The following is a 20912-nucleotide window of genomic DNA, read 5'->3' on the forward strand; positions in this document are numbered from 1 at the left end:
ACACTGGGCGGTGGTCATGAATGGCGGCGAGGAGCTGTCGCGGGTGCGGTGAGGAGAGAGGGGCGGCGGATGGGCATCGTCGAAGGGGAGACGGTCGGGAGCGCCGAATCCCGGACAGCCCCGGCGGGGGACGGGGAGCGGGAGCCTCAACCGTCGGACAGTCTGCGCACGTTCGGCGCGGTCGTCCAGGCCCTGCGCGAGCACACCGGGCTCAGTCGGGCCGAGCTCGCCACCCTCGTCCGGTACTCCACACACACGGTGGCCTCCGTGGAGTTGGGCCGCCGCATGCCGGACGAGTCGTTCGTTGAGCGCGCAGAGGAAGCGCTCGGCGACACGGGAGTCTTACGGAAGGCCGCCCGCCACCTCAGTCGCGGCGAAGCCGGTCTTGCCGCCTGGTTTCGGCGGTGGGCCCGGCTGGAACGGGAGGCGGCGAGTCTGTGCACGTACGAGTGCCGGTTGGTGCCGGGGTTGTTGCAGTCGGAGGCGTATGCGCGGGCGGTGTTCGACAACAGCATCCCGCTGCTGACCGACGAGCAGACGGAGGATCAGCTCACCGCACGGATGGACCGTCAGCGGATGGTGCGGGAGCGGCCGACCGTGCCGTTCAGCTTCATCGTCGAGGAGGCTGTGTTCCGGCGCAGGCTCGGTGGGGCGCAGGTCCAGGCGAGCATGCTGGACCACGTGTTGGAGCTCACCGCGCCACGCAACGTGACACTCCAAGTGGTGCCGCTGGAGCTGGAGTTTCACGGGTGCCTGGACGGTCCGGTCCAATTGCTGGAGACATCGGAGGGTCGGCGACTCGGATACTCCGAGGGGCAGCAGAACGGTCGGCTGATCTCTGGCCCGAAAGAGGTGAGTCTGCTCTGTCAACGCTATGAAACACTGCGCTCGCAGGCCCTGAACCCCAAGGAAACCAGGGACCTGCTGGAGCGACTGCGAGGAGAACTATGAGCAGCGGTACGAGGGAACTCGCCTGGTTCAGGTCCAGCTACAGCGGCACCCAGGGTGACAGTTGCGTGGAGATCGCAGTCGCCGAAAGGGCCGTTCACGTACGGGACTCCAAGGATCTGGCCCGCCCGGCCTTCGTCGTGGGCCGTGCGGAGTGGGCGCCCTTCGTGAAGTTCGTGGCAGGCGTCGCGGAGGGGTGAGCGGGCGCCACGCGGTTGATTGAATGGTCGCCGAGGTCGGATTCCGGCCTCGGTGCGGCCTTTGCTGCTGCCGACTGCTGTCGTTCTGGGCATGGTTTCCCTGGAATCAGGCGGTGCAATGAACGTCACCCGCCGCCTCGGACGCCTCACCCGTCAAGGCTTCCTCGCTCAACGCCTCCAGGAGCTGTCGTCAAATGCCACGCCAACAGCAAAACGAGAGGGTGGGCAACTCCCGGCTGCTCGCCCGGGTTCACGGAGATCGACCAGGCGGTGCCTGGGTGCGATGTCAGTGAGTGCTTCTACGCTTCCGCCCATGGATATGGACGATCTTGCGTGGCAGGCGAAAAACTATCGCGGCATTTCCCCAAGGACGGTGCGTCTCCTGTTGGAGCAAGGTCACCTGAATCTGGTCGCCGAGGTGGCGGTGGAACGTGGTGAGTGGTTCTGTGCCGAGAGAGCGGTAGAGGAGTTGTGCCAGTCGGGGGACTTCGGGCGCGCTCTGTCTGTGATGGAGCCGTTTGTCGTGACCGGGTGGCGGCCCGCCTTGCATGTGAAGGCCGAGATTCTGCTCCGGGCGGGCCGCCGGATTGAGGAAGCTTTGGATCTGGTCTGTCTGGACGAAGCTGGCGCGGTCTCCACGGGTGAGTGCCGCATTGTTGCTGAGATGCTCGGCAAAGCAGGGCGCATCGACGAGGCCATCGAACTGCTCGTCCCGCGCCTCGATGAGCCGGCACTCCTGTCCGTTCTGGTGGAGATCACCGATGGACAGGGCTGTGACGAGCGGGTGCTCGAGCTGGTTACCCCACGTGCAGATCGTGCGCGCCAGGCCCGCGGCGAAGAACACCAGGAATACGCCTTCTCCGACGCGCAGAAATTGCAGGCCCGGGTGCTGGAGCGCGCAGGCCGCGCCGATGAGGCGATCCGGATCCTCGGCCAGGACATAGCCGGGCGCCGCTTCCTGGCACAGGACACTCTCACCATCCACGCAGAGCTGCTGGCACGTCACGGGTGGCTCGACGAATTGCGCGAACTGGCTGCCGGCCAGGACGCGCACACCATCCTGGACATCTTCGCCGGCGCCCTGCGCCGCTACGGCCGGGCCGAGGAGGCCGAGACCGTGATGCGGAACGCCATCGCCGCAGACGACTGGGTCGGATATCGTGCCTGGCTTTCCTCGATGCTGCTGGCAGAGGGCCGGCTGGACGACGCAATCGCCGTCGCCGAGCCCGGCTTCGGCTGGTACGACTGCTCCAACCTCCTGGCACCACTCGTCCACCCGCTTCTCGACCGTCCCGAGGAACTGCTCTATCTGGTCGAGCACCCAAGGGTTGTGCCCCACCACGGCCACGAGGAGTTCCAGCACTGGTGGCGGGCCTGGGCACTCGCCGGCCTCGGCCGCGTCGACGAGGCGATCAGCGTGACCGATCTTGACCACCCCTGGACCGATCCCCGTATCGTCAAGGCCAACCTCCTCAGCAGGGCCGGGCGTCTTGACGCCGCCGCCGACGAACTGCGTGCGCTGGGCACGATCAAGGGGCGTGAGGAGCTGTGCGAGGTCCTGATCCTGCAAGGGCGAGCGGTCGAGGCAGTCACCGTCCACCCCACGGTCAGCGAACAGCGCGCCGCGGAACCGAAGCCCACCCCTCGCGGCAAGAACGGCTACTCCCTGGAGCCGCCCTTTTAGGGACTGCCATTGGTTTCACGCCCACATCAGCAGTGAGGCGAGGGTTATCGCGATGCCGCGCCATTGCTTCAAGCGGTTGAAGCACCGTTGCACAACGTTGCGCTGCTTGTAGATTTCGCGATCGACCGCTGGTGGGCGTCCGCCGAGGCTGCCGCGCCGGGTGCGGTTGCGGATTTGGTCGGCCCGTTCGGGGATGGTGTGCGTGATGCCCCGGCGTCTCAGCGAGGCCCGGATCACCTTCGAGCTGTAGCCCTTGTCCCCCAGGACATGCTCGGGCCGCACGCGGGGGCGGCCAGGACCGATGCGGGGCACCCGTATCGCCTCCATCGCCGCGGTGAACTGGGTGCAGTCGTTGGTGTTCCCGCCGGTGAGAACGAAGGCGAGCGGTCGTCCAACGGCATCGCAAACCAGATGAATCTTGCTGGTCAGCCCGCCTCTGGGGCGGCCGAGCGCCGGGTTTCGGAGCCCCCTTTTCGGGCCCCGGCAGCGTGCTGGTGGGCTCGGACGACGGTGGAGTCGACCGACACCAGCCAGTCAACCTCACCGGCCGCATCTGCCCGAGCTTGGGCTGACCGGAGCATCCGCTCGAAGGTGCCGTCCCTGACCCATCGGCGGAAGCGGGTGTGCAGCGTGGCCCAGGATCCGTACCGCTCGGGCACGTCCCGCCAGGTTGTGCCCGTCCGGAACTTCCAGACGATCCCGTTGAGGACCATCCGGTCATCCAGACGCTTCCGCCCTCGCTCCGACCTGGGCAGCAAAGGGCAGACGAACTCCCACTCGGTATCAGACAGTTCATGGCGACGTATCACCCGATCGTGATCCACTACGCAAGACTTTTTGACGACAGACCCAAGAAACAGACCTAACGCCGCTCTTCGCGGGTTGGAATCGGCACTACCGACGGCTGCCTGCCCGCCCCCGCCCCGTGAGGACCGCAGATCACGACGATACGCGGGAGGCTCAACAGCTTCTTCGCGTCGGCGAGCTTCTCCTCCGGGGTGAGCGGTTTCGGGTCTGACACTGGTTCCTCCTGGTGGTGTGGTCCAAGGGGTGCCTGCGGACAGGAGAACGAGGGTATCCAAGATCGTTTGATCGCCGAGAGGATGCCGCCCAGTACTTCCAGCACGTCGGGGACCTCCTCGCCGCGAACGCGGGCCCCCGACCGTTTGCGTAGTCCGGCGAATGGCGGCAACGCGCCGAAGGCCCCACCACCTCGCCCCTGCCGACCGAGATTCAGGCGCCTTCCAGTGGAGGTAAGCCCCGGGGCGTAACCGATGGATATCCAAGCCCTCTCCGAGAGCGCCTCGGGTCGGTCCAGGTGCGTGCTGCGCGTCCCCGGTCGGCTGGCCTCCTTGTCGGGACTGGGCGAGCCTCAGGAGCATGGGAAGCGCACCGATCACCGTGCATCGCCCCTTGGCCTCCGGGGGCCGACGGGTGACCGTGCACCGGCGCGGCCGGGACGAGATGCTCGGCCTGGCTCAGTCCGACCGCGATCTCGTCGTCTTCCTCGAAGCAGCAGGGGTTCTGGACCCGGAGACGGTCCTGGACGATCCTCGCTGGGTGGAGTGGCGGGGCGGCCGCGCTCATCAATGGGCATGACCACATGTATAAGCCAGGTGCATTTTCCGAGGTCCCCGTACGCGCAGGCGTCGATCCCCTCGACGGGCACCCTGCGGGCCCTTCGTGGCGAGGCCCGCCTCCAGTGCGCGGACGGTCCGCTCTGCCGACCGGTGCTGCCTCTGCCTACCCGATCGGGCTCACCGGCATTGCCGGGTATGCGAGCGTTTGGAACGATAGGTCGAGAAGCGAGGGAATCAGCAGCACTTGCTGCGCTCCGCCTCGCCAGCCTTCGGAGGGAGCCATCATGGCTGCGAAAGCCGACGGGCGACGCTCCGGCGACACGAAGTCGCCGCCACATCCCGTCCAGGACGCTTTGGCGCACCCCAAGGAGACCATGACGACAGTCATGGACCGCGTCCCGGGTGCCGAGACGGTCAAAGGTGTCTTCGACGGCGTACTGGACTCCGTCGGAGTGGTCTCGCCGCGCGCACGGAGGGTCACGGCGTACGCCGGAGCCGGTCTGCTCGGTGCGGCGGGGGTGATCGAGTGGCCGTTGGCGGTTGCCGGTGCCGCGGTGGTGTGGCTGACCCAGCCGCGTCCTGAAGACGTGACCGAGCATGCGGCCCGTGCCGGTGACGGAACGCGGTCCAAAGACGGCGGGCGGACGACCAAGGCATCGACCGCTTCCCGGAAGCCCAAGGCGCCGACCAAGGCTTCCACGAAGGCCTCGGTGAAGGTGACCGGCGCCAAAGGGAAGGCGAAGACGGGCCCGGCCGGCCAGCGCGGTACCGCACGCAAGACGGCGACAGCCGGGCGGAAGAAGAGCTGAACCCACGGCACCTCGGCCTCGCGGTGCTTGATCACCCGCTGCCCGTCGTCGGGCGGTCATCCTCGGGCCCGAAGTCCCGGTCTGCCACAACGGCCTGACGGCCAGTCGTGAAGGTGAGAGATGCTGTCGCGCCTGCTGCCCCTGTTACCCGTCGTGGAATTGAGCAGCGCTCTGGCCACTGCCCCGGTCCGCGCCACTCGCCGGATCACAGTGCCGGTGACGGCGGCGGGGCGGGTGGCTACCGAGATCGTCGGCACGGGGGCGCGGAGTGCGGTGAGCGGCGCGGCGGCCGTGTCGAGGGCCGGTCTGCTGTTCGGCAGAGCTGCCCGCATCACGATGGCTCCTCAGGTCGGATACTGGCACGCCGCTTCACGGATGCACCTCGGCCTGCACCACCCCCCGGACGCTCCGGTGAAGTCCGTGGCGCACCTCGAGGCCGCAGCGACGAAGGTGGCTTCCGAGCTGTGCGAGCGCGCCGACGTGGTGAGTGCCTACTGGGACGGTGGGCTGTCGCGGCTCGTCGTGCAGCTTGCCGAGGACGCCGCCGATGAGGTGGTGGCGGATGCGGCGGGCGACGCGGCCGCCCGGCACGGCCTGGAGCACGTCGACGAGGCGATGCTGGCCCATGCGCATCCGGGCGCTGCAGGCGGCGTGCGCGCGAGCCTGGTCGGCCTGGCGTGCGACGCCATCGGGGTCGCCGCCGCGCTGGCCGCGCGGAGCGCTCGCGTGCGGCGGGCTCCGCAGGCGGCAGCGGCCGTGGCGACGCTGCTGCGGGAGGACTCCCGGGTGCGGGCCCAGCTGCGGCGCCGCCTGGGCACCGACGGCGCCGATCTCCTGCTGGCCGCGATGTACGCGGCAGCCAACGGCGTCGGTCAGTCGCCCACACCGCTGCTGCTCGACGCGGCACTGCGGTCCACCCAGCTGGTGGCGGCCCTGGCTCGGCTCGCCGCGTTCGACGCCGTGCACGACGTGTTGTGCGACCCCAGCCGGCTGACCGTGGCCGGCGGCCGCGCCGAGCGGCCGCCCCTGCAGGCCTGCCCGGGCGAGGAGTACGCCGACGCCGCGGTCAACGGCATGCTGGCCGGAGCGGCGACGACGCTGCTGTTCACCCGCGACATGGGCGAAGCCGCCGAGACCGTCCTTGCCGGGACCCCCAAGGCGGCGCGGTACGGACCGGTCGGCTTCACCGCGGCGCTGAGCACACTGCTGGCCCGCGAGGACGCTTTGGTCCGTGACGTCGACCGGCTGCGGCGGCTCGAACTCGTGGACACCGTGGTGCTGCACCCGGAAGCGCTGCATCGCTACCGGCTCTGCGTGCTGGAGGTCCACCCGAGCGCCGATGACTGGAACCAGCACCGGCTCTGGCAGGCCGCGACCCGGGCTCTCCAGGGGGCCGCGTGGGACGTGTCATGGGACGTCTCGCGGGGGAACGCCGGGTCGGCCGGTCCGCCGAAGGAGGGCGGTACGGCGGAGGAGTACCTCGGCCTGCGCCCGGTGCCCGGCGGTCCGCCGGCGGAGACCGGCATGATGATCGCCTCGGTGGGCGACCGTGACGTCGGCACCGTACTGGTCGGCTGGGAGACCGATCCGATGGCCGAGGCCGCGCTGGACGCGGCCCGGCGCGCGGGCCTGCACGTCGTGGTCGTGAAGGACGAGTCGATCGACGAGTTCGCGGCACTGGCCGATGAACTCGCCCCCGCGGAACGGCCGTTCGCCGATGTGGTGCGCGCCCTGCAGGACGAGGGGCGGACGGTGCTGACGGTGGCGCGTGTCCCGCACGAATTCTCCCCCGGCCGCCTCCGGCTGCCCCGGCGGGCCAGACCGAGGCTCTCCGCCCGCGGCCGGGACGTCACCGAAGGGCTCCTCGCCGGCGACATCGCCGTCGCCATCACCGACAAGCGCAGCGCCGTCGTGTGGGGTGCGGACGTGATGTGCGTGCGCGGACTGACGGGCGTGTGGCGGCTGCTGTGTGCGGTCCCGGCGGCACGGACGGTCGGCAGCCGTGCCAAGTTCTTCACCGAGGCGGGCGCGGCACTGTCCACTCTGCTGGTGCTCAGCAGAGGAAAGCGCACCAGTCGGCAGCCCATTCCTCTTCCGCTGGAGGTGCGGCTCAGCCCGGTCAACGTTGCCGTTGCCGCGGCGCTGGTCTGGGGCTGGTGGGCCGCTCTGGGCACTGCCGTGCGCGCCGCTCCGCACCCCAGACCGCGGGTGCCCTGGCACGCGCTGGAGCCGAGAGAGGTGCTGGCCCGGTTGGCCAGGGCGCGGCGCTCCGCGCCGACCGCCGTGATGACGCTGCGTGCCGACGCGAGCCGCGTCGTGCGTTCCGTCGCGGCGCGTCCGTACGTCTCCCCGTTCGTCGCACCGGTGCGGTGGGGTTTCCTTCTGCTGATCGCCACCTGGGCCGAACTCGACGACCCGCTGACTCCGGTCCTGATGGTCGGTGCCACCGCATCGGCCCTGATGGGCTCCGGGGTGGACGCATTCCTGGTCACCAGTGCCGTGACGGTCAACGCCCTGGTCGGCGGTGTCCAGCGGCTGCGCGCGGAGCGCGCCCTGTCGGCCCTCGTCACCAGTCAGCGGCACACCGCCAGACGCCTGGCCGGGCCGGACGACGAGGAGCCGACCGTCGTGGGGGTGGAGCGCCTGGCGCTGGGCGACGTGATCGAGCTGCGCACCAACGACGTGGTGCCGGCCGACGCCCGGTTGCTGACCGTCGAGGGTCTGGAGGTGGACGAGTCCGCGCTCACCGGCGAGTCCCTGCCGACGCGTAAGCAGCTGGCGGCGAAGCCGCAGGCAGCTGTGGCCGACCGCAGCTGCATGGTCTTCCAGGGCACCACCGTCGTGGCCGGGCGGGCCAGGGCGGTCGTGGTGGCCACCGGCTCCGAGGCCGAGGCCGGCCGCGCCGCCGCGCTCGCCGCCCGTGTCCCCACCTCGGCCGGAGCCCAGGCACGGTTGCACGAACTGACCCGCAAGGTGCTGCCCCTCACCCTCGTCGGCGGTGCCGTCGTGGCCGGACTGTCCCTGCTGCGTGGGGGGTCGATGCGCACCGCCCTCCGAGGCGGACTGGCAGTCGCGGTCGCCGCAGTCCCCGAGGGCATGCCTCTGGTGGCGACGGTGGCGCAGTTGGCGGCGGCGCGGCGGTTGAGCAGGTTCGGCATCCTCGTACGCACCCCGCGCAGCCTGGAGGCGCTGGGGCGGATGGACACCCTCTGCTTCGACAAGACCGGCACACTGACCGAGAACCGCCTGAAGGTCGTCCAGCTCGCCACCGCCTCGGGAACCGAGCACCCGCCGTCCGACCCCGAGGCGGCCTCGATCCTGCGTATCGCCGCGCGAGCCTGCCCCCGTCCCGCCCAGGAGAGCGGTGCACACGCCCACGCCACCGACGCGGCCGTGCTGGCCGCCGCCCCGCGCGACACGGGCTGGACCGCCCTCGCGGGGCAGCCGTTCGAGGCCAGCCGCGGCTACGCCGCAGCCGTGGGCAGCGACCCGGACGGCATCCACCTGCTGGTCGTCAAGGGGGCCCCGGAAGTCGTGCTGGCAAGCTGCCCCGACGCCGGTGCCGAGATCCGCGACACGGCACTCGCACTCGCCGCACGAGGTCTGCGGCTCCTGGCCGTCGCCCAGCGCCGACTGACTGAGGACGATGAACGAGGCGAGTCACTGGGGGAGTTGTTGGACAAGCCCCTCGAACTCCTCGAATTCATGGGATTCGTGGCCCTGGCCGACACACCCCGCCCCAGCTCCGCCCCGCTGGTCGCCGGGCTGCGCGACATCGGCGTACGGCCCGTCATGCTCACCGGCGACCATCCCCGAACCGCCCAGGCGGTGGCCCTCGCCCTGGGCTGGCCGGCGGATGTCGCGGTTGTCACCGGCGACGAACTCGCCACGCTCGACCGGGCCGGGCAGATCAGGCTCCTGAAGGACTGCGGCGTGGTCGCCAGAGTCGCGCCGGAGCAGAAACTTCAGGTCATCGAGGCACTACGCAAGGCGGGACGGGTCGTCGGCATGGTCGGCGACGGCGCGAACGACGCCGCCGCGATCCGCGCAGCCGACGTCGGCGTCGGCATCGCCACCCGGGGATCCGGGGCCGCCCGCAACGCCGCGGATCTGGTGATCACCACCGGCGAACTCTCCGTCCTCATCGACGCCATCGGCGAGGGCCGGGCCCTGTGGCACAGCGTCGCCGACGCGATCAGCATCCTGCTCGGCGGCAATGCCGGAGAGGTCGGCTTCTCCGTCCTCGGCACCCTGCTCGCCGGCGCCTCGCCGCTGTCCACCCGTCAACTGCTGCTGGTCAACCTGCTCACCGACATGTTCCCGGCGATGGCCGTCGCCGGGACCCCCCAGGACCCGCAACCGGGCAGGCAGTCGCTGGGACTGGCCGCCCTTCAGGCCCCGCTGAACCGCCAGATCCGGCAACGCGGCATGGTCACCGGCATCGGTGCCGCCTGTGCCTGGCTGATCGGCCACCTCACACCGGGTACGGCCCGGCGCACCAGCACGATGGCCCTGTGCGGCGTGGTCGGCGCGCAGCTCGTCCAGGTCCTCCTCGACCGTCGGCGCAGCCCCCTGATCCTGGCCACTGTCCTCGGTACGGCCACATTCCTCTTCGCGCTCGTCCAGACACCCGGGGTCAGCCACTTCTTCGACTGCACACCGCTGGGTCCGCTCGCCTGGACGGGAGTCGCCGGCGCGGTGGCGGCCGCGGCCCTCTCGCCCCGCGTACTGCCGCACACCGAGCGGCTGTTGACGGAACTGGGTGAGCGGCTGGGCCTGTGAAGCGGCGGGGAGCGTCGGGGGTCTTCGGGGCGCAGTCCCGCCGTACGATCCAGCTGACGCGGCCCGGGCGGCCGTCACTGAAAGCAGGACTGCCTCAGCTGCGCAGGGTGGCGCGCAGGCGCAAGCCGTCGGTTGCCAGACCTCCGAAGGTGGTGAGCCGGTAGCTGGGTTCCGGCCCGGGCGGTTCGCTCACGTGGTGGCGGCGGGCGGTCTGCGCAGTCAGGAGCGTCAGCATCGCCATGGCCAGAGCGGCTCCCTCACAGCCATGTGGCCCGGTACCGAAGGAGAGGAAGGCACCGGGCTTCGCCGGCGAGCCCGATTCATCGAGCCAGCGCTCGGGCTGGAACCGGTCCGGCTCGGAGTGCTCCCGGGCGTCGCGGTGGGCCGTGTAGGGGCAGACGAGAACGGTGGACCCGGCGTCGATGGTGTAGTCGGCGAGCCGAGTCGGTCGCGCAGTGTGTCGGGTCAGTAGCCAGCTCGGGGGGTGCAGCCGGAGCACCTCGCGTACCACTGCCCGGGTGTAGTGCAGGCTCTCGAGGTGGGTGCTGGTCGTCGCGGCCGGGTCCGCGGGCAGCAAGGCGGCTTCGGCCGCGACGCGGTCCGCTGCCTCGGGGTACCGGGCCAGGTGGAGCAGGATCCATCCGGCTGCCCGGGAAGGTGTCTCGAAGGTCGCGACGGTGATTCCGGGGAGACTGTCGAGAATGGCCTCTTCCGGCAGCAGACCGTAGCCGGAGGAGGGCCGGAGCATCTGCCCGAGCACGTCGTCACCGAGGTGGCCCGATGAACGGCGCCGACGGACGATGGGCCGCAACGCGTGGGTGAACGCGATTTGCTGCCGGGTGCGGAACCGCCGTGCCGGTGTGGGGACCCAGCGCGGCCATACCCAGCGCGAGGGGCGTACGAGCACCTCCCGGGCCAGGAAGAGCCGGGAGGCAAAGGGCAGCAGGGTGGGAGCGTCTTCGGAGAAGAGGTAGCGCACGCCGATCTCCTCCAGGGCGTGCCGGACCGGGGGCAGAATCTCGATGTCCTGGCCCGTGGGCCACTGGTCGACACATCGGGCGGTCCCGGGCGCTATCTCGCCGATCCGGGCCGCAACCGCCTGCGGGCGCAGTCCGCGCATGCGGGCGGCGTGAGCGTGGGCCCGCTCTTCAGGTGCCGGTGCTCCGCCCGACCGCTTCAACGGCGGGAAGAGAGGTGAGGGTCCCTTGGCGAAGTCCTGTGCGCGGTGCAGGACTTCTTCGCACAGCCCGGCCGTGGCGGTTACGTAGACACCCGGCTCCATCTGCCAGACGTCCCCGCACTCGTCGGCGCCACGGCGCGCCAGTGCCAGCCGGTCTCGGTTCCAGGCCGCGAAGTTGCCTCCGGGCAACCGCGGGGGCTTATTCCTTCGGCCCATGAGATCGTCCCTGACTCTCGTACCTGTCCAGGCCGATATCGCCGGGCAGCGGGGCCGGGGGCCGGCGAGCGCCGACGGCGCCCGTCGGCCGCGCGGTCACGTCCAGTCGTGTTCGCCGTACGCGCCGTAGTGGCGTGTGAAGGACAGCTTGCTGAGCAGCTTGGTGATCACGATGTGCTCCTCTCGCCTCTCTCAGCACGAAGTGCCTTATATGCAATGGTTTCACACATGTCACCTATGTCCAGGGCATCGGCCGCGCGCATGGATCCGAGCTCCGATCCATCGGTCGGTTCCGAAGTCGGTGACGCCCCCAGTGGACGCCCTACTCGGGGGTCAGCCCGCGCAGTCGCTCCTCCGTTTCCCGCGTCCGGGCATCGCGGCGCTGCGCGCGGTAGAGGGCCAGGGCCTGGCGCCAGGCGTCACCTGCCGGACGGGTCCGGCCGAGCGCCGCGTGTGCCGACGCGAGTCCGCTGAGCGCGTCCGCCTCCCCCGGTGCGTCGCCGAGTCGCCGGAACAGCACGAGGGCGTCGCCGTGGTGCTCCACGGCATCAAGAGGGCGTCCGGCGCCGTTGGCGATGTGCCCGAGGACCTGGAGCGCGGATGCCTCCCCGTCGAGGTGGCCTGCCGAACGGAAGACTTCCAGCGCCGCCCGGCCACGGTTCTCGGCCTGCTCGTAGCGGCGCAGCCCGGCCAGGCACCGGCTCAGCACGGTGAGGGCGCCGGCCTTGCCGGCCGCGTCGCCGGCCGCCTCGAACAGCTTCAGGGACAGCACGGCCTCGCCCAGAGCCTCGCAGCGACGGCCGCCGGCCAGCTGGGCCGTCGCCAGCTCCCGGCGGATGCGGGCCTGGCCGCAGAGATCCCCGGACACCTCGACCTGTGTCAGGGCCCGGCACAACTGGTCGACGGCCTGCTCGCTCGGCTGGTCGGCGAGCAGCAGGGCTGAGGCCAGATCGTGGCGTGCGTGACTCCGGAGAGTCTCGGCACCGGGACGGTCGAGGGCCATCGCGGCCTCCAGCCCCGCACGGCTGACGGCGAGCAGGTCGTGGAGATGACCGCCGCGCCGGAGGAAGGGATGGATGTCCCGCGCCAGCCGCCATGCCTCAAGGCGCAGGTTCATCTCGCCTGCCAGACGGATCACTTGGGGAAGTCCGTGACGTTCGCTCTCGAACCATCGCCGCGCCTGGTCCACGTCCGCAGGCGGGGCGGTGGCGTCATCGGGTACGCCGGCGAGCGCGGCGGACGACGGCCCATGGGGATCCAGCACCCCGTGGGCGGCCGCCGCCGCCCTCATCTGAAGGCTGATCAGTGCGTGAAGTGCCGCGGAGCGCTCCTGCACGGACTGATGACCGGCGGAGCGTTCGGCGGCGTTGAGCCGGACCAGGTCGTGCAACGCGTAGCGGCCGGGTGAGGTGCGGTGCACCAGATGGGCCGACTCCAGGTTCGAGAGCAGCGCCTCCGCACGGGCGGGCGGCAGCCCGGTCAGCGCCGCCGCGACGGCCGGCGTGAAGTGGCGTCCGGGGGCGAGGGCGACCAGCCGCAGCATCCGGGCCGAGTCCGGGGGCAGGGCGTGGTACGAGGCGTCGAAGACACCCCGCAGGGACGTGTACCGGTCTCCGGTCTCCAGCACGTTGAGCCGGGTGCTTCCCGGGCGCAGATCGTCCGCGAGTACGGAGAGCGGCACATGCGGGCGGGACATGCTGCGGGCGGTGGCGATGGCCAGGGCGAGCGGTAGCTTCCCGCATCCCGAGACGATGGCGCTGACGGCGTCCGGCTCGGCCGAGGTGCGGCGGTCTCCGAGACGGACGGTGAGGAACTGACGTGCGGCCTCGGTGGAGAGCACGTCCAGGGCGAGGGAACGCGCCTCCTCGGTCTCCACCAGGCTCGCCAGCCGGTTACGGCTCGTGATCATGACGTGGCAGGTCGCCGAATCGGGCAGCAGGGGGCGCACCTGTTCCGCGTCGCGCGCGTTGTCCAGGACCAGCAGCATCCTCCTCCGGGCCAGGAGGCTGCGATACAGGGCGTATTGTGCGGCGGCGCCGGCGGGGATCGCTCGCGTCCGCACGCCCAGGGCGGTGAGCAGGTCGCGTACCGCCGTCTCCGGCTGGGTGGCGGGGACGACCGGGTTGAAGCCCTGGAGGTTGACGTAGAGCTGCCCGTCGGGGAACCGGGCGACGTTGTGGTGGGCCCAGTGCAGCGCCAGAGCGGTCTTGCCCACACCGCCGAGACCGCTGATGACGACGACCGGTGACGGGGCCGTCGACCGCCAGGCGTCCAGTTCGGTGAGCGCGGAGGCCCGGCCGACCAGCAGAGCGGGCGACGTGGGAAGGGTGTTGCGGCCCGGTTCGCCCGGGGGCGCGGTCCGGGCGCCCGCCGCCGTGGCAGGTCCGGCCCGGGTGTCCAGGGCCGGGTCGGCCCTGAGTATCCGCAACCGGAGGTCGGTGAGCCGGGAGCCGACGTCCACGCCCTTCTCCCGGGCGAGGAGCTGCCTGGTGCGCTCGTACCAGTCCAGGGCCTGTGCGACGCGTCCCTCGCGGTACAGCACGAGCATGAGCTGCCCTATGACCCGTTCGTCGAGCGGCCTCTCCTGGGCGAGGGACCTCAGACTGCCGGAGATCTCCCGGTGCCTGCCCTGGCGGAGCAGCAGGTCGTTGCGGTCCAGCTGGGCCAGTAACCGCATCCGGCCGAGGGTCTCCCGCAGCCTGCCGATCCACGGTGTGTCGAGGGTGCCGAAGGGGTCGGCCTTCCACAGGGCGAGCGCCTCGTCCAGCAGGGCCAGGGTCTTCCCGTCGTCCGTGGTCCGCGCCGCCCGCGCGGTGAGTTCCCGGAAGCGGTGGAGGTCGACCGCGGCCGCGGTCTCCTCGTTGAGAGCGAGGACGTATCCGCCTGTCTGCCGGTCGACCTGGGCCGCCCGGCCGGCCGGGGAGAGGGCCGCCCGCAGCCGGGACAGGTAGGCATACAGTGTCGGCCTGGCCTTCTCGGGGGGCCGTTGGCCCCAGACCCGCTCGATGAGTTCGTCGACCGGGACCGGGCGGTTGGCGTCGGTGAGCAGGCTGACGAACACGGACTGGCCACGCGGATGGCCGAGGTCGACGGGCCGTCCGTCGATGCGTGTCGCGATGGCGCCCAGAACAGAGATGTCCACTGTCATTTCGCATCCCGTGGGGGGTGGGTGGCGCCCGAAGGCCCCTGTTCCTGAACCGACTTGTGGTGCCGGACAGTACTGAGGGCGCCCATGAGCCGGCATACAACCAGCGCATATTCACCGCACAAGACCGCATGGTCTCCCGGCCCTTGGCCGACTCCCGCAGGTTGCACGGGCGTTGTGCGTCCCTCGTACGCCCCGGGGGAGCGGGTGCTCCTATCTTTTGCTGCCCGACCCGTCCCGCACCCGGGATGCCGAGGTGCGGCGCCATGAACAGCTGATCGCGTGGCTGATGCCGCTTCGCACTCCAGGAGCGCAGACGCATGAGGAAGGAGCGGGCGTGCCCGCGATACTGAGGAACAAGAACGTCTGCCTTTTCCTGCTGGGCGATCTGCTCGTGAACCTCGGCAACTACGCGCTGTGGCTGGCGATGGCGGTATGGGTGAAAACGCTGACCGGGAGCACCGCGGCTGCCGGCATGGTGATGTTCTCCTTCGTACTGGGCAGTCTGTCCCTTCCCGTCACCGGAGTGCTCGCCGACCGCTTTCCGAGACGGCGCCTGCTCGCCGTGAGCTATCTTTCCTTCGCCGTGGTGGCGTCCGCCCTCCTCCTGGTCGATTCCCCGGACGACATCTGGATGATCTACGCCGTCGTCTTCGCCAACGGGCTGTGTGGCGCTCTCGCCGCCCCGGCGCTCTCCGCCCTGCTGCCCTCGCTGGTGTCCGACGACCACCTGCCGCTGGTCAACGGCGCCCACCAGTCCCTGCACGGGGTACTGCGCCTCTTCGCACCGGCCCTCGGTGTCGGTGTGTTCGCCATGGTCGGCGGCCCCACCGTCGCGGCAGGCGTGACCTGCCTCTTCCTGCTCGCCACGGGCGCGGTGCTGCTGGTCCGGCCGACGACGCCGGCGGCCGCGACGGAACCCGGGCCGACGGATCCGGCCGAATCCGGAGCGGAGCGGCCGGAGAAGAACACCTGGTGGCAGGAGGTGTCCGGTGGGGTCGCCTTCCTCCTGGGGCACCCGCTGCTGCGCAGGATCGTGGTCGCCACCGCCATCGCCGTACTGGGCATCGGATTCTTCGAAGTCCTCGGCATGGAAGTGGTCACGAAGGGACTGGGACGTGACGCGTCGGCCCTGGGCCTTCTCGGAGTGGCTCAGGGAGTGGGCTGCATGGTCGGCGGCGTCACCGTGGGCATGCTGCTGCGGAAGTTCCGCGAACAGAACATCATCGCCGTCGCCCTGGTGATCTGCGCGCTGGCCACCCTGACCCTCATCGTTCCGCTGCTCCCGGTGGTCCTGCTCGCCGTGTTCCTCCTGGGCCTGATGCTGCCCGCGCTGACCACCCCCAGCACCACCGTCCTGCAACGGCAGGTCCCCGACTCGCACCTCGGCCGGGTGTTCGCCGCCTTCGAGTTCGCGATCACCATGCCGCAGACGCTGTCCATGGCGACGGGTGCCCTGCTCATCTCACGAGTCGACTACCGCGTTCTTCTCGGGGTCGTGGCCCTGGTGCTCTGCCTGGCGGCCTGCTACCTGGCCGCTCCCGCCCGGAAGCGGGCGGCCGGCACCCCCGGGCGGACCGAACCCGTCGAGACCGGGGAAGAGGCGGCGGAGTCCGACTCGCGCCCTCGGACGGCCCTTCCGGAGGCACGGTGAACACGGCATCCACCGGACATCCGCGTGACCGGCTCCGCCTCCTGACCGCCGCAGGACTGGTCATGAGCCGGGCGCAGCGACTGCCGCGCTTCACGATCGGCCCGGACGGGGAAGCGGCTCAGCCGCTGGTCCTGCCATGGCGGGTCACTCTGGACGCTGCCGCACGGGCGGTGGCGGAACGATTCCCGGCGACGGACACCGCACCCGGGGACCGGTGGCAGTCCGGCCGCACGGGCCTGCTGCTGCGCGCCGGGCGGCCGGAGGGATTCTCCGTCACCGTCCCCGAGGACCTTCGGCATCTGGACGCCGATCTGGTCACGGGGCGGGTCACCGCACTTCTGGACCGTTGGGACGAGACCTCGGCCAGCTCCCTGGGACAGGTGCCGCTCTGGGGGGAACGGGACCGCGCGGTCATCGGCTCCGGCAGCGGGACGACCCTGCCGGCACCCCGCCGGACGGTTGCCCAGGCGTTCGCCGACCGAACGGCCGAAGAACCCGACGGGGAATGCCTGGTCGACGACCACGGGGTCATGAGCTGCGCCGAACTGGCCTTCCTCGCAGCCAACTACACGACAGGACTGCGCCGGGCGGGCATCGGCCCCTCGGACGTGGTGGCGGTCGACCTGCCACGCGACAGACAGCTCATCGCCGCCTGCCTCGGCATCTGGGGCGCCGGCGCCGCCTTCATGCCCGTCGACACCGGCCACCCCGCCGAACGGGTGGCCGGGCAGCTCGCCGCCGCGGGTGCGCGCGCCATCGTGGGAGACCCCGACGGACGCCTTGCCGGGTCCCTGCCCCACGTCGGGCCGGTGCCCGGCAGCCCCCACACGCCTTCGCACCACAGCGCCCCCGACGACCTGGCCTACGTCCTGTGCACCTCCGGGTCCACCGGCAAGCCCAAGGCGGTGGGGGTCTCCCACGGGGCGCTGGCCGGCTGCGTCGACGCGTTCACCGGCATCCTGGGCGCCGGCCGCCGGGTCGCCCACCTGACGGCCGCCACGTTCGACATCTCCCTCCTGGAGTTCGCCTACCCCCTGGTCACCGATGGCGTCCTGCTGATGGTGGACAACGTCCGGCGGAAGGAACCGGCGGCCGCGATCCAGTGGCTCACCGACCAGCGGGCGGACGTCATCCAGGCCACCCCCAGCATGTGGAGCCTGCTCGTCGACTGCCTGCGCGGTGACTGGTCCCACGCCGTACTGCTGTGCGGGGGCGAGGCGTTGGCGCCCGGTCTCGCGGCCCGGCTCACCTCCACCGGCGCCCAGCTCTGGAACTGCTACGGGCCGACCGAAGCCACCATCTGGTGCACCACGCATCGCGTCGAGCCGGGAACGGACCCGGCGGTGCCGATCGGCACGCCGCTCCCCGGAACGACCGCCCATGTGCTCACCGGCCCGGACCTGGAACCCGTCCCGGTCGGAGAACTCGGCGAACTCTGCGTCGGCGGGCGGCAGCTCGCCCTCGGCTACCTCGGCCGGGACGACCTCACCGCCCAGGCCTTCGTCGACCACCCCGTGCACGGCCGGATCTACCGGACCGGCGACATCTGCTCCTGGCAGCGGGACGGCACCCTGCGGATCCACGGCCGGACCGACGACCAGGTGAAGGTACGCGGACATCGGGTGGAACTGCCCGAGGTGGACGCGGTCGCCGAGTCCTGCCCCGGGGTGCGGAGGGCCGCCGGTGTCGTCGTCCAACAAGGCGACGACCTCGCCCTCCTCTGCTGCCTGGAGCTTCAGCCCGGGGCGTCGCCCGACGTCTCGGACATCAGGGCCTTCATGGCGGCACGGCTCCCTTCGGCATGGGTGCCGACCCAGTTCGCCGTACTCGCCGAACTGCCGCGCATGTCCAGCGGGAAGATCGACCGCCGCTCGCTGCGGGCCCTCGCCCAGACCTTGGAACCACTCGCGTCATGAAGTCGGAGGACTCACACGGTGAAGATTCTCGGTATCAGCGGCTTTGACACCAGTGCGGAGTTCAAACGTGCCCAGCTGCCGGAGCTGGACGAGCGTGAACTGCGCATCCTGCAGGGACAGGACTCGGCTGCCGCGCTGCTCGTGAACGGCACGGTGCGGGCCGCCGCCGCGGAGGAACGGTTCAACGGGCTCAAGGCCACCGGACTCTTCCCGGTCGCCGCGATCCACGAAGCGCTGAGGTCCGCCGACGTCAAACCGCAGGACCTGGACCTGGTCGCCCATGGCTTCGCCTACCGGCGCCCGCCCGCCTCCGAAGGAGACGGAAACGACTTCCGCGTACGGCAGTTCGAGCAGGTCTACGACCCCGAACTGCAGATACGCCTGCTGGAGGAGCACTTCCCCGGAGTCGACTGGGCCGAGCGGTTCCGCCCGGTACCCCACCACCTCGCCCACGCGGCCAGCGCCTACTACCCGTCCGGAGCCACCGAGTCGCTGATCCTGGTGGCCGACGGCATGGGGGAGAACGAGAGCCTCACCGTCGCCGTGGGGCAGGGATCCGACATCGAGATCCTGCACACCATCCCCATCATGCACTCGCTCGGCACCTTCTACGGCGCGGTAACCCTCTACCTCGGCTTCGACATGATGCTGGACGAGTACAAGGTGATGGGCCTGGCCTCTTTCGGAGACCGGACCCGCTACGCCAAGGACTTCGGCGACCTGGTGGTACGCCTCCCGAACGGCCGGTTCGCGATACCCCTGTTGGCCCGCAACCGGGGCCTGGTCGAACAGGAGAGCCTGCGCGGCACCCTGCGGGTCCTGACCGAAAGGTTCGGTCCGGCCCGCGAGCCGGGCACCCCGATCGAGCAACGGCACATGGACATCGCCGCCGCGGCACAGGCGGAACTCGAGGCCTGCCTGCTGCACGTCCTCGCCCACTACCAGGCCGAGACCGGCCTGCGCACCCTCAGCTTCGCCGGCGGTGTCGCGCTGAACTGCACCGCCAACGGGGCCGTATCGCGCAGCGGGCTCTTCGACACCGTGCACATCCCGCCCGGCGCCGGCGACGACGGGACCGCCGTGGGCGCGGCCATGTACGCCGCGGCGACCTCGCCGCAGTCGCCGTCCGTCGCACGCAGCACGATGCCGTACTGGGGCAGTTCGTACACCCGGGCCGAGATCCGGTCCGCGCTCGACGAGCGGCCGGACTGCGAGGCGACCTGCTACGACGACCTGGCCGACCTCGCCGCCGAGACGGCGCGGGCACTGGCGGACGGGGAGGTCGTCGCCTGGTTCCAGGGCGCCATGGAGTTCGGGCCGCGGGCGCTCGGCCACCGCAGTATTCTCGCCGACCCGCGCGAGGCCGGCATGCGCGACCGGATCAACATGCTGATCAAACAACGCGAGGACTTCAGGCCCTTCGCCCCCGTCGTGCTGCACGACGCCGCGACCCGGTTCTTCGAGATCGAGCCCGGCACGGAGGACCAGTACGCCCACATGCTGATCGCCACCGCCACCCGGACCGAACACCGCCACCACCTCGGCGCCGTCACTCATGTGGACGGCAGCGCACGGGTTCAGGCGCTACGGCCCGAGCACAACCCCGAACTCGCCGCGGTCATCACGGAGTTCGGACGGATCACTGGCGTGGAGGTGCTCCTCAACACCTCCTTCAACCTGCGGGGCCAGCCGATCGTGCGTGATCCCGCGACGGCACTGGAGACCTTTGTCCGCGGCGACCTCGACCGACTGGTCATCGGCGAGTTCTCCGTCCGGCGGCGTACCGACGAAGGAGTGCGGCGATGAGCGGCCACAACTTCGCGGTCCAGGCGCCCGGCCGGGCAGACCAGGACGTCCCCACCTACGAACGAGCCTCGCTGACCCACGAGATGCCGGCCGCCCGGCAGGATCTCACCACCGCGACCACGCACGACCCGGCAACGCCCGCACAGGTCGCCGCTGCCGCCCTGCACGGTGTGCTCGCCGCCCACGACCGGGCCGGAACCGCCCTCTTCCTGCCCGGCGACGACCGGACCCTGGCTCCGGACGTCCGGCCGGTGACTCCCGGCAGCCCCCTGTCCACGCTGCTGGAGCTGGACCCCGTGGCCCCGCTTCCCGAGGACGTCCGGACCCTGCCCGTCCCCGGCGTCGCCCTGCTGCTGACCGAGGACGAGCAGAGCTTCGCGCCAGGCGCCGGGGCACTCGACGCCGCCGACGTCGTGGTACACCTCGACCTCACGGCCGAACCCGCCACCGCCACCTGGGTCTACGACGCCGACAGCTACACCGAACCCGTCATCGCGGCCCACGCGCGATCCTTCGAGCTGCTCCTCACCGGGCTGGCCGACCGGCTCCCCGGAACCGTGGAGGACGTGCGCCGGCCCTCCGGGCCACAGTTGGTCCGGCTGGCCCCGGCCCGCAGCGCCCGCCGCACGGAGAGCGACACCGAGCGACTGCTCGCCGAAATCTGGTCGGGCTTCCTCGGCTTCGACGAGATCGGCCCGGACGACGACTTCTTCGCCCTCGGGGGCGACTCGACGAACGCCACCCGCATGATGGCCCGGATCACCGAGCAGTGGGGCGTCCGGGTTCACCCGGACGACTTCTACACCGAGTCCACCCTGGCCGCGCTGGCCGCCACGGTCGACCGCCTGACGACCGGCTCCGGACACACCGCCGACCTGTCCCTGCCCCAGATCTCCGCCGGTTCGGGTGGTGGGGTGGTGTCGTTCGGTCAGGAGCGGTTGTGGTTTTTGGATGAGTTGTCGGGTGGGGGTGCGTTGTACAACGTGCCGTTT

General features: G+C 70.8%; 13 protein-coding genes and 1 pseudogene. 10 read left to right on the forward strand and 4 right to left on the reverse strand.

Annotated elements, in window-relative coordinates:
- Positions 1-69: 69 nt before the first annotated feature.
- The 3 genes from AB0L71_RS08715 (at position 70) to AB0L71_RS08725 (ending at position 2832) form a co-directional block, all read left to right on the forward strand.
- Positions 70-951 (forward strand): helix-turn-helix transcriptional regulator, encoded by an 882-nt coding sequence (locus AB0L71_RS08715; RefSeq protein WP_365239740.1) that lies wholly within the window; start codon positions 70-72, stop codon positions 949-951.
- Positions 948-1148, forward strand: coding sequence for a DUF397 domain-containing protein (locus tag AB0L71_RS08720; protein ID WP_365239742.1), 201 nt, complete (start codon positions 948-950; stop codon positions 1146-1148). Before AB0L71_RS08715 ends, AB0L71_RS08720 begins: the two co-directional genes overlap by 4 nt.
- 313 nt (positions 1149-1461) lie before the next feature.
- Positions 1462-2832, forward strand: coding sequence for a hypothetical protein (locus AB0L71_RS08725; protein WP_365239743.1), 1371 nt, complete (start codon positions 1462-1464; stop codon positions 2830-2832).
- A 48-nt stretch (positions 2833-2880) separates the two neighbouring features.
- Here AB0L71_RS08725 and AB0L71_RS08730 read toward each other — a convergent pair.
- Positions 2881-3641 (reverse strand): annotated as a pseudogene (locus tag AB0L71_RS08730) (IS5 family transposase); the annotation flags it as partial.
- A 53-nt stretch (positions 3642-3694) separates the two neighbouring features.
- Positions 3695-3958 carry a hypothetical protein gene (locus AB0L71_RS08735; RefSeq protein WP_365239809.1) on the reverse strand — a complete coding sequence of 88 codons (264 nt, stop codon included), beginning with the start codon at positions 3956-3958 and terminating at the stop codon, positions 3695-3697.
- Positions 3959-4212: 254 nt separating this feature from the next.
- Between AB0L71_RS08735 and AB0L71_RS08740 the strand changes: the two genes are divergently transcribed.
- From AB0L71_RS08740 to AB0L71_RS08750, 3 genes are all read left to right on the forward strand, one after another.
- Positions 4213-4431, forward strand: coding sequence for a hypothetical protein (locus tag AB0L71_RS08740; protein ID WP_365239746.1), 219 nt, complete (start codon positions 4213-4215; stop codon positions 4429-4431).
- Positions 4432-4696: 265 nt separating this feature from the next.
- Positions 4697-5221, forward strand: a complete 525-nt coding sequence (locus tag AB0L71_RS08745; protein WP_365239749.1) for a hypothetical protein — start codon at positions 4697-4699, stop codon at positions 5219-5221.
- Positions 5222-5341: 120 nt separating this feature from the next.
- Positions 5342-10003, forward strand: a complete 4662-nt coding sequence (locus AB0L71_RS08750; RefSeq protein WP_365239752.1) for a cation-translocating P-type ATPase — start codon at positions 5342-5344, stop codon at positions 10001-10003.
- Positions 10004-10097: 94 nt separating this feature from the next.
- Here the strand turns inward: AB0L71_RS08750 and AB0L71_RS08755 are convergent, their stop codons facing one another.
- A complete protein-coding gene (locus AB0L71_RS08755; RefSeq protein WP_365239755.1) occupies positions 10098-11399 on the reverse strand; it encodes a cytochrome P450 in 1302 nt (433 codons plus the stop codon).
- A gap of 322 nt (positions 11400-11721) precedes the next feature.
- Positions 11722-14547 carry a BTAD domain-containing putative transcriptional regulator gene (locus tag AB0L71_RS08760; protein WP_365239758.1) on the reverse strand — a complete coding sequence of 942 codons (2826 nt, stop codon included), beginning with the start codon at positions 14545-14547 and terminating at the stop codon, positions 11722-11724.
- A 334-nt stretch (positions 14548-14881) separates the two neighbouring features.
- On the opposite strand from AB0L71_RS08760, the gene AB0L71_RS08765 reads away from it, so the two are divergent.
- The 4 genes from AB0L71_RS08765 to AB0L71_RS08780 all read left to right on the forward strand — a co-directional run.
- On the forward strand, positions 14882-16198 hold the full coding sequence (locus AB0L71_RS08765) for an MFS transporter (RefSeq protein ID WP_365239760.1): 1317 nt from the start codon (positions 14882-14884) through the stop codon (positions 16196-16198).
- A complete protein-coding gene (locus tag AB0L71_RS08770; RefSeq protein ID WP_365239762.1) occupies positions 16195-18114 on the forward strand; it encodes an amino acid adenylation domain-containing protein in 1920 nt (639 codons plus the stop codon). Before AB0L71_RS08765 ends, AB0L71_RS08770 begins: the two co-directional genes overlap by 4 nt.
- 18 nt (positions 18115-18132) lie before the next feature.
- Positions 18133-19920 (forward strand): carbamoyltransferase C-terminal domain-containing protein, encoded by a 1788-nt coding sequence (locus tag AB0L71_RS08775; RefSeq protein ID WP_365239765.1) that lies wholly within the window; start codon positions 18133-18135, stop codon positions 19918-19920.
- Positions 19917-20912, forward strand: a 996-nt coding sequence (locus tag AB0L71_RS08780; RefSeq protein WP_365239768.1) for a phosphopantetheine-binding protein, incomplete at its 3' end; no start/stop codon positions are given. The genes AB0L71_RS08775 and AB0L71_RS08780, both read left to right, overlap by 4 nt.

The organism is Streptomyces sp. NPDC052052 (assembly GCF_040680455.1).
In the GTDB taxonomy this organism is placed as follows: domain Bacteria; phylum Actinomycetota; class Actinomycetes; order Streptomycetales; family Streptomycetaceae; genus Streptomyces.

What these genes read in the sequence shown, in the direction of transcription:
- AB0L71_RS08755 (WP_365239755.1), bottom strand. Translation starts at nt 11,399, where the DNA reads ATGGGCCGAAGGAATAAGCCCCCGCGGTTGCCCGGAGGCAACTTCGCG.
- AB0L71_RS08725 (WP_365239743.1), top strand. Translation starts at nt 1,462, where the DNA reads ATGGATATGGACGATCTTGCGTGGCAGGCGAAAAACTATCGCGGCATT.
- AB0L71_RS08760 (WP_365239758.1), bottom strand. Translation starts at nt 14,547, where the DNA reads ATGACAGTGGACATCTCTGTTCTGGGCGCCATCGCGACACGCATCGAC.
- AB0L71_RS08745 (WP_365239749.1), top strand. Translation starts at nt 4,697, where the DNA reads ATGGCTGCGAAAGCCGACGGGCGACGCTCCGGCGACACGAAGTCGCCG.
- AB0L71_RS08720 (WP_365239742.1), top strand. Translation starts at nt 948, where the DNA reads ATGAGCAGCGGTACGAGGGAACTCGCCTGGTTCAGGTCCAGCTACAGC.
- AB0L71_RS08740 (WP_365239746.1), top strand. Translation starts at nt 4,213, where the DNA reads ATGGGAAGCGCACCGATCACCGTGCATCGCCCCTTGGCCTCCGGGGGC.
- AB0L71_RS08715 (WP_365239740.1), top strand. Translation starts at nt 70, where the DNA reads ATGGGCATCGTCGAAGGGGAGACGGTCGGGAGCGCCGAATCCCGGACA.
- AB0L71_RS08750 (WP_365239752.1), top strand. Translation starts at nt 5,342, where the DNA reads ATGCTGTCGCGCCTGCTGCCCCTGTTACCCGTCGTGGAATTGAGCAGC.